The sequence below is a fragment of the Actinoallomurus sp. CA-150999 genome, from assembly GCF_050942425.1.
Classification (GTDB): domain Bacteria; phylum Actinomycetota; class Actinomycetes; order Streptosporangiales; family Streptosporangiaceae; genus Actinoallomurus.
The window spans coordinates 9,758,662-9,773,772 of sequence record NZ_CP192063.1 but is presented as its reverse complement, the minus strand read 5'-3'; the positions used below and the strand labels follow the sequence as shown (position 1 = coordinate 9,773,772).

At 70.8% G+C, this 15,111-nt stretch carries 12 protein-coding genes and 1 riboswitch; of the genes, 6 read left to right on the top strand and 6 right to left on the bottom strand.

From position 1 onward, the window contains the following. Nucleotides 1-160: 160 nt before the first annotated feature. From ACQP2O_RS44985 to ACQP2O_RS44970, 4 genes are all read left to right on the top strand, one after another. Nucleotides 161-382 (top strand): CbtB domain-containing protein, encoded by a 222-nt coding sequence (locus ACQP2O_RS44985; RefSeq protein ID WP_433175485.1) that lies wholly within the window; start codon nt 161-163, stop codon nt 380-382. Between the two features lie 35 nt (nt 383-417). Continuing rightward, nucleotides 418-1,275, top strand: coding sequence for a CbtA family protein (locus tag ACQP2O_RS44980; RefSeq protein WP_433175483.1), 858 nt, complete (start codon nt 418-420; stop codon nt 1,273-1,275). A 123-nt stretch (nt 1,276-1,398) separates the two neighbouring features. Next, nucleotides 1,399-1,614, top strand: a riboswitch (cobalamin riboswitch). Between the two features lie 99 nt (nt 1,615-1,713). Continuing rightward, complete coding sequence (locus ACQP2O_RS44975; RefSeq protein WP_433175481.1) at nt 1,714-3,966, top strand: ribonucleoside-diphosphate reductase subunit alpha; 2,253 nt, start codon at nt 1,714-1,716, stop codon at nt 3,964-3,966. After that, nucleotides 3,963-4,985, top strand: a complete 1,023-nt coding sequence (locus ACQP2O_RS44970) for a ribonucleotide-diphosphate reductase subunit beta (protein ID WP_433175479.1) — start codon at nt 3,963-3,965, stop codon at nt 4,983-4,985. Before ACQP2O_RS44975 ends, ACQP2O_RS44970 begins: the two co-directional genes overlap by 4 nt. 16 nt (nt 4,986-5,001) lie before the next feature. On the opposite strand, the gene ACQP2O_RS44965 is transcribed toward ACQP2O_RS44970, so the two are convergent. From ACQP2O_RS44965 to ACQP2O_RS44945, 5 genes are all read right to left on the bottom strand, one after another. Further along, nucleotides 5,002-5,829, bottom strand: a complete 828-nt coding sequence (locus tag ACQP2O_RS44965) for an ABC transporter ATP-binding protein (RefSeq protein WP_433175477.1) — start codon at nt 5,827-5,829, stop codon at nt 5,002-5,004. Next, entirely contained in the window at nt 5,826-6,938 is a 1,113-nt protein-coding gene (locus ACQP2O_RS44960) for a FecCD family ABC transporter permease (RefSeq protein ID WP_433175475.1), read from the bottom strand. The genes ACQP2O_RS44965 and ACQP2O_RS44960 overlap by 4 nt, the downstream gene beginning before the upstream one ends. Beyond that, entirely contained in the window at nt 6,935-7,939 is a 1,005-nt protein-coding gene (locus ACQP2O_RS44955) for a FecCD family ABC transporter permease (RefSeq protein WP_433175473.1), read from the bottom strand. The genes ACQP2O_RS44960 and ACQP2O_RS44955 overlap by 4 nt, the downstream gene beginning before the upstream one ends. A 35-nt stretch (nt 7,940-7,974) precedes the next feature. Further along, on the bottom strand, nt 7,975-9,015 hold the full coding sequence (locus ACQP2O_RS44950; protein WP_433175471.1) for an ABC transporter substrate-binding protein: 1,041 nt from the start codon (nt 9,013-9,015) through the stop codon (nt 7,975-7,977). A gap of 102 nt (nt 9,016-9,117) precedes the next feature. Next, nucleotides 9,118-9,993, bottom strand: coding sequence for a sigma-70 family RNA polymerase sigma factor (locus tag ACQP2O_RS44945; RefSeq protein ID WP_433175469.1), 876 nt, complete (start codon nt 9,991-9,993; stop codon nt 9,118-9,120). 72 nt (nt 9,994-10,065) lie between these two features. Between ACQP2O_RS44945 and ACQP2O_RS44940 the strand changes: the two genes are divergently transcribed. Both ACQP2O_RS44940 and ACQP2O_RS44935 read left to right on the top strand, forming a co-directional pair. Beyond that, a complete protein-coding gene (locus ACQP2O_RS44940; RefSeq protein WP_433175467.1) occupies nt 10,066-10,833 on the top strand; it encodes an SDR family oxidoreductase in 768 nt (255 codons plus the stop codon). A gap of 114 nt (nt 10,834-10,947) precedes the next feature. Beyond that, entirely contained in the window at nt 10,948-11,994 is a 1,047-nt protein-coding gene (locus ACQP2O_RS44935; protein WP_433175465.1) for a hypothetical protein, read from the top strand. Between the two features lie 28 nt (nt 11,995-12,022). Here ACQP2O_RS44935 and ACQP2O_RS44930 read toward each other — a convergent pair whose 3' ends face one another. After that, complete coding sequence (locus ACQP2O_RS44930) at nt 12,023-14,932, bottom strand: helix-turn-helix transcriptional regulator (protein WP_433175463.1); 2,910 nt, start codon at nt 14,930-14,932, stop codon at nt 12,023-12,025. Nucleotides 14,933-15,111: the final 179 nt, after the last annotated feature.

Below are 15,111 nucleotides of genomic sequence, written 5' to 3'. Positions count from 1 at the left end.
GGACGTACGATCCCGGCGAACGTGATGGTAAGAGGAAGCCGGTGTGAATCCGGCACGGTCGCGCCACTGTGTTCCGGCCCTGGGCCGGAGAGTCAGACCCTCCGCCATCTAAGCGCTCCACCCGTGACAGGGACGCTGGATCCCTTGAGGAGGCTGTGACATGACGACCCCCACGCTGCCCGCTCCGCGGACGAATACGACCCCGGTGGTGGTGTCGGGTACCCGGGCCGCTCTGTGGCTGTTCGGCACCGTGCTGTTCGGCCTGGCCGTGTACTACTTCATCGGCGTCGACCAGGGCGCGACCTCGGTCTTCGGCAACAACATGGCCATTCACGAGTTCGTCCACGACGCCCGGCACTTCCTCGGGTTCCCCTGCCACTGATCCGGCCCGCGACACCACAACTCTAGGAGTACGCCGTGGAACGGCGATTCATCCTGCGTGGGCTGCTCGTGGGCGCGGTCGGTGGAATCCTCGCGTTCGTCTTCGCGCGGATCTTCGCCGAACCGCAGATTCAGGCGGCCATCGACTATGAGAGCGGCCGGGACGCCGCTCAGGCGATTCTCGACAAGGCGGCGGGCATCACGCCCGAGGCCGCCGGCCCGGACATCTTCAGCCGCACCATCCAGGCGAACGTCGGCATCGGCGTGGGCGTCATCCTGTTCGGCGCCGCGATGGGCGGCCTGTACGCGGTGGCCTACATCCTGGCCTGTGGCCGCACGGGGAACCTGCGGCCACGGACGCTGGCGCTGCTGGTCGCCCTCGGCGGGTTCCTGGGCTTCTACCTGATCCCCTTCGTCAAGTACCCGGCCAACCCGCCGGCGATCGGCCACGGCGAGACCATCCGTGATCGAGGCGGCCTGTACCTGCTGATGGTCGGGTTCTCCATCGCGTTCCTGATCCTGGCGGTCTGGCTCGGCCAGAGGCTCAAGCCCCGCTTCGGGAACTGGAACGCCACCCTGCTGGCCGGGCTGGCCTGCGTCGTGGCGCTCGGCGTCGTGATGTCCGTGCTTCCCTCGCTCGGGCACCTGTCGGCGAACGTCCACGAGTACGGCCGGCACGCGACGGAGACGCCGCTGCCGCTGAAGAACCGGCAGGGCCAGATCGTCTACCCGGGCTTCCCGGCGGACGTGCTGTTCTCCTTCCGCCTGTACTCGGTGGCCGCACAAGCGATCATGTGGGCCGCGATCGGCCTGTGCTTCGCGCCGATGGCCGAACGCCTGCTCGCCCGTACGGCCGAAGGCCCCCGGACCGCGCAGGCACCGGTCACGGCGTAGGACACACCCCTGGAGGCCCTCGGTGGATCACCGCCGGGGGCCGTTCGGCGTGCCTGGGCTCCGCGATCCTTCTCGGCGACACCCCAATATCTGGTGGTTGTTCATTTCGACTGCCCCTACATGTATGGTTCTCGTGTTGCTGGTTCACCTGTGCATCGTGTGGCGGGTGTCGTAAGAGGGAACCCGGTGAGAGGCCGGGACTGCCCCGCAGCGGTGAGTGGGAACGACCGCCGTCAACAGCACTGGGCCCGACCGGGCCCGGGAAGCGACGGCCAGTAGGACGCGCCTGACGGCGTGCTGCCCGCGAGTCCGAAGACCTGCCAGTGACCCGTGCGCGAGAGCGCGCGGTCGTCCAGGCCTCGTGGGAGGGTCGGCGGCGGAGCCTTGTCGTCCGTGCGCGTCTTCTCACGAGGGTGAAGCCCACGAGGAGAGAGCACCGTGACACAACAGCTCATCGCGCCCCCTACGCCGCCCGAGGCCACGCTCGCGGCCGAGATCGAGCGCGTCTGCGCCGGATTGCCGGCGGCCGATCCGCTGCTCATCGCCGGAGCCGGTGATCTGGCCGAGGCCGTACGGCGGGCTGCCGCGCTGGTCGTCACCGACCCGGTCTACTCGACGGTGGCGGCCCGGCTGCTCGCCCGGTCGATCGCGGAGGAGACCGGGCCGGTGACGTTCACCGAGTCCGTCGCGGCGGCCCATGGGCAGGGGCTGCTCAACGAGCAGACCGCGGGGTTCGTCGACCGCAATGCGGCGGCGCTGGACGCGCTGGTCGACCACTACGCCGACGACCGGTTCACCTACTTCGGGCTTCGTACGGTCTACGACCGGTACCTGCTGCGGCATCCGACGACGCGGCGGGTGCTGGAGCGCCCGCAGCACTTCTTCCTGCGGGTGGCCTGCGGGCTCGCCGAGAGCGTGGCCGAGGCGGCGGAGCTGTACGGCCTGATGTCGCGGCTGGCGTACCTGCCGAGTTCGCCGACGCTGTTCAACTCCGGCGCCGCCCGCCCGCAGCTGTCCTCCTGCTTCCTGCTGGACTCGCCGCGCGATGAGCTGGAGGCCATCTACGAGCGGTACGGCCAGGTGGCCCGGCTGAGCAAGTACGCCGGCGGCATCGGGATCTCCTGGAGCCGGGTGCGGAGCCGGGGCTCGCTGATCCGGGGCACGAACGGGCACTCCAACGGGATCGTGCCGTGGCTGCGGACGCTGGACGCGAGCGTCGCGGCGGTCAATCAGGGCGGCCGGCGCAAGGGCGCCGCGTGCGTCTACCTCGAGCCCTGGCACGCCGACGTGGAGGAGTTCCTCGAGCTTCGGGACAACACCGGGGAGGACGCGCGGCGTACGCACAACCTCAATCTGGCCAACTGGGTGCCGGATGAGTTCATGCGCCGGGTCGAGGCGGACGCGACCTGGTCGCTGTTCGATCCCAAGCAGGTGCCGGAGCTGGTGGACCGGTGGGGCGAGGAGTTCGACCGCGCGTACCGGGCGGCCGAGGCCGAGGGCCGGTTCGTCCGGCAGGTCCCGGCGCGGCAGCTGTACGGGGCGATGATGCGCACCCTCGCCCAGACCGGCAACGGCTGGATGACGTTCAAGGACGCCGCCAACCGCGCCTGCAACCAGACCGCCGAGCCCGGCAACGTCGTGCACCTGTCCAACCTGTGCACCGAGATCCTCGAGGTCACCCACGACGCCGAGACCGCGGTGTGCAACCTCGGCTCGATCAACCTCGCCGCCCACGTGACCGACGACGGGGTCGACTGGGCGAGGCTGCGGGCGACCGCGCGTACGGCGGTGCGGTTCCTGGACCGCACGATCGACCGCGGCTTCTACCCGACGCCGGAGGCGGCGAAGGCGAACCGGCGGTGGCGGCCGATCGGGCTCGGCGTGATGGGCCTGGCGGACGTGTTCTTCCGGCTGCGGCTGCCCTTCGACTCACCCGAGGCGCTCGCGCTGTCCACCCGCATCGCCGAAGAGATCGCGCTCGCGGCGTACGGGGAGTCGGCGGCGCTGGCCGCGACCCACGGCCCGCACCCCTCCTACGACCGGACGCGCGCCGCCCGGGGCGTCCTGCACCCGGACCACTGGCCCGACGCCGGCCCGGTCCACGCCGCCGAGTGGGAGGCGCTGCGGGCCCGGATCGGTGAGGTCGGGCTGCGCAACTCACTGCTGGTCGCGATCGCGCCGACCGCGACCATCGCCTCCATCGCCGGCTGCTACGAGTGCATCGAGCCGCAGGTGTCCAACGTCTTCAAGCGCGAGACCCTGTCGGGGGAGTTCCTGCAGATCAACACCTACCTGGTGGCGGATCTGAAGGCGCGCGGGCTTTGGACGCCGCCGGTGCGCGACGCGATCAAGCGCGCCGACGGATCGGTGCAGGAGATCGAGGAGCTCCCCGCGGAACTGCGGCGGCTGTACCGCACCGCGTGGGAACTCCCGCAGAAGGCACTGATCGACCTGGCCGCCGCGCGTACGCCCTACATCGACCAGTCCCAGTCGCTGAACCTGTTCATGGCCAGCCCGACCATCGGGAAGCTGTCCTCGATGTACGCCTACGCCTGGCGATCGGGCCTGAAGACCACGTACTACCTGCGGTCACGGCCGGCCACCCGCATCGCGCAGACGACCGTCGCCCCTGCCCAGGAAGCGCTCATGTGCTCCCTGGAGAACCCCGAGACCTGCGAGGCCTGCCAGTGAGCACGTCAGGAAGAGACTTCACGAGCCTGCTCGACCCTGGGATGGACCTGACCCTGCGGCCGATGCGCTACCCGGCGTTCTACGAACGGTTCCGCGCGGCGATCCGCAACACCTGGACCGTGGAGGAGGTCGACCTGCACTCGGACCTGGCCGACCTGTCCCGGCTCACCCCGGAGGAACTGCACCTGGTCAACCGGCTGGTGGCGTTCTTCGCCACCGGCGACACGATCGTGGCCAACAACCTGGTGCTCAACCTCTACACCCACCTCAACGCGCCCGAGGCGCGCCTGTACCTGTCACGGCAGCTGTTCGAAGAGGCCGTACACGTGCAGTTCTACCTGACCCTGCTCGACACCTACCTGCCCGACCACGACGAACGCGTCAAGGCGTTCGCCGCGGTGGAGAACATCCCCTCCATCCGCGACAAGGCCGAGTTCTGCTTCCGCTGGATCGACTCCCTCGGCGCGATGGACCGGCTGCGGACCCGGGAGGACCGGCGGGCGTTCCTGCTCAACCTGATCTGCTTCGCCGCCTGCATCGAGGGCCTGTTCTTCTACGGCGCCTTCGCCTACGTCTACTGGCTGCGCTCGCGCGGCCTGCTCAACGGCCTCGCCTCGGGCACGAACTGGGTCTTCCGCGACGAGTCGATGCACATGGAATTCGCCTTCAGCGTCGTCGACACCGTACGCGCCGAAGAGCCCGACCTGTTCGACGAGGAGCTGACCGGGCAGGTCTGGGCGATGCTGGAGGAGGCCGTCGCCGCCGAACTCGCCTTCGCCCACGACCTGTGCGGCGACGGCCTGCCCGGCATGACCGCCACCGACATGCGCGCCTACCTGGAGAACGTCGCCGACCAGCGCCTCGCCCGCCTCGGCATGCCGATCCGGTACGGCACCGCCAATCCGTTCCCGTTCATGGAACTGCAGGACGTCCAGGAACTGTCCAACTTCTTCGAACGCCGCGTCTCGGCCTACCAGGTCGCCGTCGAGGGGACGGTCAGTCTCGACGAGGCGTTCTGACCTTCGCGTGGCGTGGCTACCGAACGCGGTCATCCTCCGCTTCGGGCTGCCACGCCATGCCGGGCACGACGAGCGGGCCGCCGGTGACCGGGTCCGGGACGACGACGGACGTCAGGCCGAAGACCTCCCGGACCAGGTCCGCGGTGACCACGTCACGCGGCGGGCCCTGGGCCATGATGCGGCCGGCCTTCATGGCGACGATGTGATCGGCGTAGCGGGCGGCCTGATTGAGGTCGTGGAGGACGGCGACGACGGTGCGGCCGCGCTCATGGTTGAGCTGCCGGATCAGGTCCAGTACTTCCACCTGGTGAGCGATGTCCAGATACGTCGTGGGCTCGTCGAGGAGCAGCAGGTCGGTGTCCTGGGCCAGGGCCATCGCGATCCACGCCCGCTGGCGCTGCCCGCCCGACAGTTCGTCCACCGGCCGTTCGGCGAGGTCCGCGGTCGCGGTGCGTTCCAAGGCCTCCGCGGTGGCCCGCTCGTCCTCTTCCGACCACTGCTGCCACCACTTCTGGTGCGGTTGACGGCCACGTGCCACCAGGTCGGCGACGGTGATCCCGTCCGGGGGCGTGGGCGACTGGGGCAGGACGCCCACGGTCCGCGCGATCTGTTTGCGGGAGACGTGGGCGAGTTCGGCGCCGTCCAGCAGCACCACGCCGCGGCGTGGCTTGAGGAGCCGGCCGAGGGCCCGCAGCAGGGTGGACTTGCCGCAGGCGTTGGGGCCGACGATGACGGTGACCCGCCCGTCGGGGATCTCCAGGTCCAGTCCGTCGACGACGATCCGGTCCTCGTACGCGAGGGTCAGGTCCTGCGCCGTGAGGCGGCTGGTACCGGTACGGCTCATGAGCTGGTGCCTCCGGAACGGGTACGGACGATGAGCCACATCAGGTACGGGGCGCCCACCACGGCGGTGAGGACGCCGACCGGCAGCTCGATCGGGGCGAACAAACGGCGGGCCAGCAGGTCCGCCACGACGACGACCAGGGCGCCGGCCAGCGCGGAGGACAGCAGCGGGATCTGGACCGTACGGGTGAGGCGGCGGGCGATCTGCGGTGCCAGCAGGGCGACGAAGTCGATCGGCCCGGCCGCGCCGGTCGCCATCGACGCCAGGACGACCCCGAGGACGGCCAGGCCGAGCCGGATCCGATCCAGCGGTACGCCCAGGGCGGTGGCCGTGTCGTCGTCGAAGAGCGCGCTGCGCTGGGCGCGGGCCGCCCACAGCGCGGCCGGGACCGCCACCAGCAGGACGAGGGCGAGCGGCGCCGCGTGGTCGTACCCGCGCCCGTTGAGGGAGCCGGTCAGCCAGACCTTGGCCTGCTGCGCGACGAGGTAGTCGCCCTTGGTGAGGAACAACTGCGTGAGAGAGCCCAGGGCGATCGAGATGCCGATGCCGACCAGCACGAAGCGCGAGGCGTTCAGCCCGCGCCGCCACGCGAAGACGTACACCAGCGACGTCGCCGCGAGGCCGCCGCCGACGGAGACGTACGGCAGGGCGTCGTACGAGGCGACGCCGAAGCTCATCGCGGCGACCGTCGCCGCGCCCGCGCCGTGCGTCACGCCGATGACGTCGGGGCTGGCCAGCGGATTACGGGCGACGGTCTGGATCAGGGCGCCCGCCACGCCGAAGGCGGTCCCGGCGAGCAGGCCCACGACGAGGCGTGGCAGGCGCAGGGTGCCGACGACGAGTTCGTCGGGACTGGGCCGGCCGAGCAGGACCCGGCACACCTGCACCGGTGAGACGAACGACTCGCCGGCGCACAGGGAGGCGACCACGACCGCGGCCAGCAGCACGGCGAGCGCCACCGCGACCACGAAGGCCCGGCGATGCAGCAGGAAGCTGCCGCGTCCGAGCCGCAGCACGGCATGACCGGGCGGCCGTACGGCCATCGGCATCGAGCGGATCTCGCGACCTCCTTCGTCGGGAAGTGATGTTTCACCGATTCGTCCGCTCATGCGGCCACGGTCGCCTTGCGGCGTACGAGCGCGATGAGGAACGGCACGCCGAGCAGCGCGGTCATGACGGCCACCGGTATCTCCGAGGGAGGGAAGATGATCCGGCCGAGCACGTCGGAGACCAGGAGCATCACGGGTCCGAGCAGCGCGGCCAGCGGCAGCACCCAGCGGTGCGCGGTACCCACGAGAGCCCGCGCGATGTGCGGCACGGCCAGGCCGGTGAAGGCGATGGGACCGGCGACCGCCACCGCCGCCCCGGTGAGCACGGTCGCCCCGAGCGCGCCGAGGACGCGCAGCACGGCGACGTTGTGGCCCAGGCCCGTGGCGGCCTCGTCGCCGAGGGCCAGGGCGTCCAGCCCGCGGGACATCGCGGCGACCAGCAGCAGACCGGCCAGCAGGAACGGCCATACCTGACCGATGATCTCGCTGCCGCGTCCGCCGATCGAGCCGACCTGCCAGAAGCGGAACTCATCCAGGGCCCGGGCGTTCGTGGTGACGATCCCGGAGACGACGGAGGCGAGAAAGGCGTTCATCGCGGCGCCGGCCAGGGCGAGCTTGACCGGGGAGGCGCCGCGGTACCCGCCGCTGGCGACGGCGTACACGCCGACCGCCGCCAGCGCCGCGCCGGCAAACGCGAACCAGACATAACCGACGAGGGTGTGCACGCCGAAGAAGGCGATCGCGCACACCACGCCGACCGACGCGCCCTGGCTGACGCCGAGGACGCCCGGTTCGGCGATCGGGTTGCGGGTCACGCCCTGCATCACGGTCCCGGCCAGCGCGAGCGCGGCGCCGACCAGCACGCCGATGACGGTGCGGGGCACGCGCAGCGACCGCACCACCTGGGCGTTGTCGCTGGTCCCGCCGTGTAGCAGGGCCTGGAACACCTCTCCGGGGCCGATCTGCCGGCTGCCCACCGCCAGGCTCAGGAGCACGGCGATGAGCAGCGACAGCGTGGCCGCCAGCAGCCAGGCGGCACGGCGACGGGTCGATGGCGACATGCGTCGCGCTCACCCTCTCTTTCGGGGTCGGGCGGTCACGCCGTCAGGTACTTCTGCAGGTCGTTCAGGACCGAGTCGGCCGCGGTGACGCCCAGCCCCAGGTACCAGGTCTCGTCCGGCACGTCGTAGGCGTGGCCGTCCTTGACCGCCTTCAGGTTCTTCCACAGCGGGTTGCTCTGGGCCTTGCTCTTGTCGGTGGCCTTCGGGTCGCCGTACACGCCGGTGAAGATGTAGTCGGCGTCGGCCTTGTCGATGTTCTCGGCGCTGACCTCGGCCGCCAGTTCGTTGACGTCCTGGTTCTTCGGGCGCGGGATGCCGACGTCCTTGAGGATGGTGCCGATGAAGGAGGCGTTCGCGTACAGCCGGACGACACCGTTCGGCATGAAACGCACCATCGACACGGTCGGCTTCTTCGCGCCCAGCTTCGCCCCGAGGGCCTTGGCCTTCTTGTCGTACTCGGCGAGCTTCGCCTTGGCCTGTGCGGTCCGGTCGAGCGCGGCGGCGTTGAGGAGGTAGTTCTCCTTCCACGTGAAGCCGGGGCGGATGGAGAAGACCGTGGGGGCGATCTTCGACAGCTCGTCGTAAGAGTCCGCGGCGCGGAGTTGGCTGCCCAGGATCAGGTCGGGCTTGAGCGCGGCGATCGCCTCGAGGTTGAGGCTGTTGATCGTTCCGACGTTCTTCGGCGTGCCCGCGTCGTTCTTCAGGTACGACGGCAGTTCCGGCGACCCCTCGGTGGGGGCCAGCCCGACCGGCTTGATCCCCAGCGAGACGACGTTGTCGAGCTCACCGACGTCCAGCACGACCACCCGCTTGGGCTGCGCCTTGATGACGGTACGGCCCATCGCATGCGTGATCGTCCGCGGCCACTGGCCCGGCTTGGCGTCCGTCCCCATCGCCGCGGTCTTCTCCGCGGCGCTCGCGAAGTCCTTCCCGCCCTTCGCGACCGACTGCTTCTCCTTCTTCGCGGAGCTGCCTTCCTTCCCGTTCTCGGCGGATCCACCGCCGCACGCCCCGAGGGAGAGGACGGCGGTGATGGCGAGAGCGACGGCGGCCGTGCCGCGACGCCGAAGAGACACCCGAGGCTCCTTTGGCTGTGGTTCACCTTTGTGGTTAGGCGAGCCTAACCTTATGTTGAAGCGAAGCCCACCGGCGAGCCCTCCTGACTCGACGCGGAGGGCTCAGCCCAGGGTGACGTCGAAGGCCCGGAGGCGGTCCGGGTCGGCGGTGATGTCGATGGCGGTCATCGCGGTTCCGGCGAAGGTGAACCGGATGACGAGCGAGAGTCGGCCGAGTGGGGCCATGACGAGCGCCGGGCCGCCGTCGACCAGGGCGAAGGCGGTGAAGCGGGCGCGGGGGACCGCCTCGATGGCGCTTCTGGCCACGGCCAGGGCGCCCTGCAGGGTGAGGGGTCTGCCGGCACCGGTGACCGCCGCGTCGGCGCGGAGTTCGACCTCGGGGTCGAGCAGGGTCAGCAGCGCCTCGAAGTCCCCGGTCCGCGTCGCCGTCAGATACGCCTCGACCGCGTGACGCCGGCGGGCCGGATCCGGGGCCTGCGCACCGGTGCCCCGGACCTTGACGCGGGCCCGGCTGGCCAACTGCCGGACCGCGGCGGAATTGCGCTCCATCATGTGCGCGATGTCGTCGAAGGCCACGTCGAACATGTCGTGCAGGACGAACGCGATCCGCTCCGCCGGGCTCAGCCGGTCGAGTACGACCAGCATCGCCAGCCCGACCGAGTCGGCCAACTCGGCCTCCTCCTGCGGGATCCGGTCGTCGTCGGCCGCGCCGAGCCAGTCGGCGGTGAAGCTCTCCAGCGATTCCTCGTGCCGGGTCTGCCGCGTGCGGAGCAGGTTGAGACAGACGCGGCTGACCACGGTCGTCAGCCAGGCGGCCAGGTTCTCCACCTGCGACAGGTCGGTCCGGTCGAACCGTAGCCAGGCCTCCTGGACCGCGTCGTCCGCCTCGGCGCCGGCGCCGAGCATCCGGTACGCGAGCGCCCGCAGCCGGGGCCTCTCGGCCTCGAACCTGTCGAGCGCCGAAAAATCTTGGATCACCGTGTCACATTCCTCGGCTCGGCCGGGTCGTAGCCGTGTTGCACCGAAACATCCAGAAAGGGAGATTAAGAGATGTCCCCCACCACTTTGGTCACCGGCGGCACCGGACTTCTCGGCTCGCAGGTGGTCCCGCTCCTTCGGCAGGCCGGGCACACGGTCCGGGTGCTGAGCCGGCACGACCGGGAGCCGGGCGACGGCGTGGAGTACGTGGCCGTCGACCTGATGACCGAGGAGGGCCTCGCCAAGGCGCTCGACGGGGTACGGACCGTCCTGCACCTCGCCGGAGGGCCCAAGGGTGACGACGTCGCCACCCGGAACCTGGTCCAGGCGGCCGAGCGGGCGGGCACCGTGGAACACCTGGTGCTCATCTCGGTCATCGGCGCGGACACCGTGCCGGTCGGCTACTTCGCCCGCAAGGCGGAGGCGGAACGGATCGTGGCCGCCTCCCGCATCCCGCACACGATCCTGCGCGCCGCGCAGTTCCACGACCTGACGCTGAAGACCGTACGGGCCATGGCGAAGGCACCGGTCCTGCTGGCGCCGGGCGGGATCCGCTGGCAGCCCGTCGCCTCCGGTGAGGTGGCGGCCCGGCTGGCCGAGCTGACCCTGGGTGAGCCGGCGGGCCGCGTCCCCGACCTGGCCGGCCCGCGCGTCTACACGCTGGAGGAGCTCCAGCGGAGTTACCTGACCGCGGTGGGCAAGCGGCGGATGCGCTTCCCGGTCCGCGTCCCGGGCAAGGTCGGTAAGGCCTACCGGTCGGGCGCCAACATCACCCTGGGCGAGCCCACCGGCAGTGAGACCTGGGAGCAGTTCCTGACCGCCCAGACCACCAGCGCGTGACCGGCGATGCGGCCGGACGGCCCGGTCGACGGCGGGTCGCCGTGGAGCCTCCGATCACCGCTGGTTCCAAGACCGTTAACCGCCTGGCCGGGCCGGTCTCCTACGGTGTCGCGAATGAGTGACGAAAGAGGATCGCACGCCGCCGCGTTGTCGCGCCGGGCCGTGCTCGGGGGCGTTGTCGGTGCCGCAGGCGTGGTCGGGCTGGGCGGATCGGCGTGGGCCTCGTCACGGCCGCGCCCGCTCCGCGTACTGATCGCGACGAACGAACCGTGGGGGACCTATCACGTCAAGCCGCTGCTGGCCGAGGCCGCGCGGCGCGGCTGGCGGCTGACCCAACTGGTGCCGGACCTGTCGCAGATCGCGCCGGGCGACCCGGTGCCGGTGGCGACACCGGCCGACGCGCCGCCCGCCGACCTGCTCGTGGTGACCGGCGCGGGCGACTGGCCGCTGGAGTGCGCGGCGCGTTTCCGGCGGCTGCCGGCGGTCGCCAGTTCGCTGGCCTACCTCGGGCCCAAGGAGGCCGCCGGAGCCCGGCAGCTCCGCGGGCGGCTACGCGTCATCACCTCGTCGTCTCCGGCGGAAGGCCGCGCGTTCGCCGGCTACCTCGGAACCCGGCGTCCCGTACGTGTCGTCGGCTCGCCGCAGACCGACGCGCTGCCGACGCGCAAGCCGGAGCCGGGACTTGTGCTGGTCGTCACCAGCGTGACCCACCCCGATGGGACCGGCGCCGCCGCGCCCGGCACCGAGTTGCTGCTGGCGTCCGCGGAGCGACTGCGGGCGTCGGGGAGGAAGATCCTGGTCGGCCTGCACCCCCGAGAGGACCGCAGCCTCTGGGCGCAGTACGAGATCAGCACGGTGCCGACGCTGGAGGCCTCGGGACGCGCCGAGGCGGCGGTCGGGATCCCCGGTACGGTGTTCCCGCTGATCACCGCGGTCGGCACTCCGGTGGTCGGGTGCGTCGATCCCGCGTTGACCGTGCCCGACTACCTGGTCTCGGTGTGCTCGTCCACGATCGACGACGCCGCGGGCGCGGTACCGGCGATCGCGGCGGCGCATCTCCCGGACGCGGCCACACTGGCCGACGCCGTCGGCCCGATCGGGGGTTCCGCGGGTCGGCTGCTGGACGTCTGGGCGCACGCGGCGCACGGGCGGGCCGACTAGGTTGTGACCGTACCGACCGCCATGCCACTCAACCGTCGAAGAGCCGTAGGCGGTGCGCCATGGCCGCGGCCTCACCGCGATTGGTGACGCCGAGCTTGGCGAGGATTCGGGAGACGTGCACGCTGGCCGTCTTCTCGGTGATGAAGAGCCTCGTGCCGATGTCCCGGTTGGAGTGACCATCGGTCAGCAGCTTGAACACGTCCACTTCCCGCGGGGTGAGGCCGAGCATGTCGACTTGCCGGGTCTCCTCCGGTGCGTCGGACTCATCGGAGATCGAAAGGCGCACGCTCCGGGCCAGCGCGTCGATCTCCTCCGTGAGAAATCCGGCGCCGAGGTCACCGGCCTCCTTCGCGGCGGACGTGAGCAGTCCTCGGGCGGTGCGGTTGTCGCGTATCGCGATGGCCGCCTCCGCCGCGCGTACACGCGCGTAACACGCGAGATGGGGATTGCCCGCCTTCTCCCACGCCGTGACGACACCGTGCCAGGCCGGGCTGACCCTCTCGAGGGAATCCAGCTCGGCGGCGAAGTGCTCGGCGTAGGCATGCCACGGCGGCATGTCGGTCGGAAGGTCGGCCGCTACCGAGGAGAGGACTTCGGTGAGGCTTTCGACCTCGGGAGATTCCGCGAACGCGCCGAGGCGTTCCCGTGCCCGTACCTCGATCATCGCGCCAGTGGCGATCAACGCCCAGATGTGCGCGACGAGTTGGCCGCGCACCGGTGCCGCGTCGAGGGCACGCGCCAGCGCACGCCGGGCGTGATCGATCCGGTTCTCCCGAAGCGCGATCTCCGCGTCGAGGCGCGCCATCGGCAGGAGACCGTCGGCATGACCGAAGTTCGGGCCGAATTCGCTGGAAGCCAGGGAGAGGTACCCCTTGGCCGCCGCCAGGTCGCCGCGTGCGAGCGCGAGGTCACCGTGCAACAGGTGCAGATAGGCCACGAAGACACCGCCGGCGCGCCCTCTCGACGATTCGATCGCCGCTGCGGCCTCATCCCAGCGTCCCATCGAGAAGAGAGCCATACCGAGGTTCGCGGTCAGGAAGGCGCCGGCAGTGGCGGAAAGGCCGCTCCTGCGCGCCGCGTCCAGACCGTCACGGGCGACGGTGACGGCCTCCGTGTAGCGGCCGACGGCCCACAGCTCGACGGAGAGGTTGACGGACGCGCGGGTCAACCCCGGCAGGTCGCCCCGGCTCTTGGCGAGCGCACGCGCCGCCTCGAACGCGGCCACGGCGTATTCGTGCCGGCCGTCGTAGGCGAGCGCGGTGCCCTGCGTCGTCAGCGCGGCGACCTGGAGCTCGTAATCTCCCAGCGCACGGGCGATCCGTACGGCCTCCCCGCTCACCTCGCCGCCGCGGGCGGCATCTCCCTGATTGGTCAGCGCGGAGCCCAGAATCTCCAGCACGGTGCCACGGGTGACGGACGTGCCCGTCGGCACCAGCCGCGCGGCTTCCTCGAGGGCCGGTACGGCATCGGCATGGCCGCGGCGGAGCAGGAGCCGGCCACGGCGTGCGAGCAACAGCGCGGCTCTCTCCGGTTGCCGAGCGCGGTCGACATTGGCGAGAGCCTGTTCCGTCAGGACGAGACCCTCCTCATGTTCGCCGGCGAGCCACGCCGCGTGTGACGCCTCGTACTCGAGTTCGTGCCGGTCCGCCCCCTCCGGAACGTGAGCCGACAGGTCCAGCGCGCGCCGGAGCAGCTGGTACTGCTCGACGTGCGCGCTCAGCGCCTTGGCGACGGCCGCTGCCCGCAACAGGGCGGGCAGCTCACGGGTCGGTTCACCCACGCCCGCCCAGTGGTACGCGAGACTGCTCGGCAGGTGCTCCGGCGGGAGGAGCTCCGGCCGGCCCTCGAGCGCGAGGGCGTACGTGCGATGGAGCTGGATGCGCTCGCCCGGGAGGAGCTCGTCGACGACCGCCTCCCGTACGAGGGCGTGCCGGAAGTCGTACCCCTCGCCGTCCGCCGCGAGCACGTACGCGTCGATGGCCGAGCGCAGGGCATCGAGCAGTGCTTCGTTTGACATATCGGCCACTGCCGCGACGACCTGGTGCGATACCCAGGACCTCTCGATCGAGACGAGCCGGATCACCCGTTGCGTGGGTTCGGGGAGGCGCTCGATCCGGCTGACCAGGAGGTCACGCAGAGAGTCGTCAAGGCTGGGGGACATCCCGCTGCGCCATACCCGGATGAGCTCTTCGACGAAGAACGCGTTTCCGCCGGAGCGATCGAAGATCCGATCGATGAACGCGGGCGACGGCTCCGCGCCGAGCGCGCTCGCGATCAGCTCGGCGGTCTCCGCGCGGCTGAAACGTCCGAGTTCGATGCGCTGGACGCCTTCCACGCGGTTCAACTCGGCCAGGTACGGCCGCAGCGGATGGCCTCGGTACAGGTCGTCGGTGCGATACGTCGCGACGATGAGCGCACACGTGTCCCGCAGGTTGCGCGCGAGGACGTCGAGGAGTGCACGCGTCGACCGGTCGGCCCAGTGCAGGTCCTCGACGAGGATCACGACGGGACGGTCGGCGCCGAGCCGCTCGACGAACACGGCGAACTGGTGGAAGAGCCTGGCCTGACCGGTGGGCGCCTCTGCGGCAGGGCCCAGCCCCAGCTCGGGGAACAGCTGCGCGAGTTCCGGCAGGCCGGGGAACAACGAGATCAGCCGGTCCACGTCGACCAGGTCGACGAGTCCGCGAAGCGCCATGATGATCGGTGCGAGCGGGAGGCCTTCCAACCCGGACTTCACACACGCACCGGACAAGACCAGCGCGCCGGAGTCCTCAGCCGCGTCGGTGAACCGCTCGACCAGCCGGGTCTTGCCGACACCCGCCTCGCCACCGACCAGCACCACCTGCGGGCTGCCTCCGGCGGCTCGGTCGAGCGCGGTGGTGAGCGTCTCATTCTCGCGCCGTCTGCCGATGAACGACCGGGCGGGTGTCTGCCCCATGCTTCCTCCCGATGTGGCGATGGCGCAGTCGAACCTGAGTCCGCTCCTGAGCGGTGAGTGTCGGGACAACGGGTTCTTTCAATGATGCGTGAGTTTTGGCGGTGGCCGAGCCACGCGCGCCGGATGCCCCGGGCCGGGGCGTCGTGGACGCTGTCGGGCAAGCGCACGATCCCTTGCCC

Excerpts from the sequence above, each read along its gene's own strand:
- ACQP2O_RS44985 (WP_433175485.1), top strand. The coding sequence starts at position 161 with ATGACGACCCCCACGCTGCCCGCTCCGCGGACGAATACGACCCCGGTG.
- ACQP2O_RS44965 (WP_433175477.1), bottom strand. The coding sequence starts at position 5,829 with ATGAGCCGTACCGGTACCAGCCGCCTCACGGCGCAGGACCTGACCCTC.
- ACQP2O_RS44960 (WP_433175475.1), bottom strand. The coding sequence starts at position 6,938 with ATGAGCGGACGAATCGGTGAAACATCACTTCCCGACGAAGGAGGTCGC.
- ACQP2O_RS44955 (WP_433175473.1), bottom strand. The coding sequence starts at position 7,939 with ATGTCGCCATCGACCCGTCGCCGTGCCGCCTGGCTGCTGGCGGCCACG.
- ACQP2O_RS44940 (WP_433175467.1), top strand. The coding sequence starts at position 10,066 with ATGTCCCCCACCACTTTGGTCACCGGCGGCACCGGACTTCTCGGCTCG.
- ACQP2O_RS44935 (WP_433175465.1), top strand. The coding sequence starts at position 10,948 with ATGAGTGACGAAAGAGGATCGCACGCCGCCGCGTTGTCGCGCCGGGCC.
- ACQP2O_RS44930 (WP_433175463.1), bottom strand. The coding sequence starts at position 14,932 with ATGGGGCAGACACCCGCCCGGTCGTTCATCGGCAGACGGCGCGAGAAT.